Origin of the sequence: Hanstruepera marina (assembly GCF_019880635.1) — a bacterium.
Classification (GTDB): domain Bacteria; phylum Bacteroidota; class Bacteroidia; order Flavobacteriales; family Flavobacteriaceae; genus Hanstruepera; species Hanstruepera marina.
The window spans coordinates 1-1,890 of the sequence record NZ_JAINVX010000008.1 but is presented as its reverse complement, the minus strand read 5'-3'; the positions used below and the strand labels follow the sequence as shown (position 1 = coordinate 1,890).

Annotated in this window: 1 protein-coding gene; it reads left to right on the top strand. The window is 41.4% G+C overall.

Going from position 1 to position 1,890, the window contains the following annotated elements; genetic code table 11:
• The coding region (locus tag K7G76_RS15315) for a hypothetical protein (protein WP_223035090.1) at nucleotides 1-1,890 on the top strand (1,890 nt) is incomplete at both ends.

Here is a 1,890-nt window from a genome sequence, read left to right as displayed (position 1 = left end):
AAGATGAAGTGAATGCAGCGTTTGATGCATGGGTAGCAACAGGCACTATTACAGGTGGTTGTAATTTAGATATAGTAATCGATAATCCAGGTGCACCAGATGCATGTGGAGGAGAGACTGTAGTAACATGGACAGCAACAAGTTCATGTGCAGATACAATATCAGGAAGTGCAACGTTCAGTGTAGAACCAGCACCAGCAATCGAAGCGAATGTACCATCAGATTCAGGAGTAGGCTCATGCTTAACTCAAGATGAAGTGAATGCAGCGTTTGATGCATGGGTAGCCACAGGTACTATTACAGGTGGTTGTAATTTAGATATAGTAATCGATAATCCAGGAGCACCAGATGCATGTGGAGGAGAGACTGTAGTAACATGGACAGCAACAAGTTCATGTGCAGATACAATATCAGGAAGTGCAACGTTCAGTGTAGAACCAGCACCAGCAATCGAAGCGAATGTACCAGGAGATTCAGGAGTAGGCTCATGCTTAACTCAAGATGAAGTGAATGCAGCGTTTGATGCATGGGTAGCCACAGGTACTATTACAGGTGGTTGTAATTTAGATATAGTAATCGATAATCCAGGAGCACCAGATGCATGTGGAGGAGAGACTGTAGTAACATGGACAGCAACAAGTTCATGTGCAGATACAATATCAGGAAGTGCAACGTTCAGTGTAGAACCAGATACTGAAGTACCAGTTATTACAACAAAAAATCAAAGTATGGATTTAGGCTGTAATCCAGAAGTAGTAGCTCCTGAATTCATGGCATCAGATAATTGTGGTCCAGTAGATGTTGAAGTTTCAACTGAAGGTCCTCAAAATGCTGGAGGATGGGATTGTAGTTACAGCCAAACATGGACAGCAACAGCAATGGATTCTTGTGGTAATGTAGCGGAATCTGTGAGTATAACTTATACTTGGATTCAAGATACTTTACCTCCTAAAGTAAGCTGTTCAGGAATTGAAGCTGGTGATTTAGGTTGTAATCCAGATGAAATTCCAACAGGAGAAAGCTTAATTGACCTAGTGGATACAGATGATAACTGTATAGGGTCTTCAGAAGTATTTGTTTATGATACGGTTTTAGATGATGAGGGTTGTGAAAGAAGTGTAACGTATACGTTTGCTGCTATCGATTCATGTGGTAATGAGACCTATGATTTTGAAAGATGTAGTGTAACATACACTTGGACAGTAGATACAGAAGCACCAGTAATCACATCAGATTCACAGAGTGGTGATTTTGGTTGTAATCCAGAGATTATACCGCCACTATTTAAGGTAGATGATAACTGTATGGATGGTGATTTAGATATAGAGTCGGAGACAGAAGGTCCTATTGCTGATGGATGTAACTATACACAAACATGGACAGCAAATTACACAGATGCTTGTGGTAATGTAGCTGAAGCTTTAAGTATAACATATACTTGGATAGTATCAGAAGATATAGTTGCGAATGTACCAGGAGATTCAGGAGTAGGCTCATGCTTAACTCAAGATGAAGTGAATGCAGCGTTTGATGCATGGGTAGCCACAGGCACTATCACAGGTGGTTGTAATTTAGATATAGTAATCGATAATCCAGGTGCACCAGATGCATGTGGAGGAGAGACTGTAGTAACATGGACAGCAACAGCAGATTGTGAAGAACCAGTATCAGGAAGTGCAACGTTCAGTGTAGAACCAGCACCAGCAATCGAAGCGAATGTACCAGGAGATTCAGGAGTAGGCTCATGCTTAACTCAAGATGAAGTGAATGCAGCGTTTGATGCATGGGTAGCCACAGGTACTATTACAGGTGGTTGTAATTTAGATATAGTAATCGATAATCCAGGAGCACCAGATGCATGTGGAGGCGAAACAGTAGTAACATGGACAG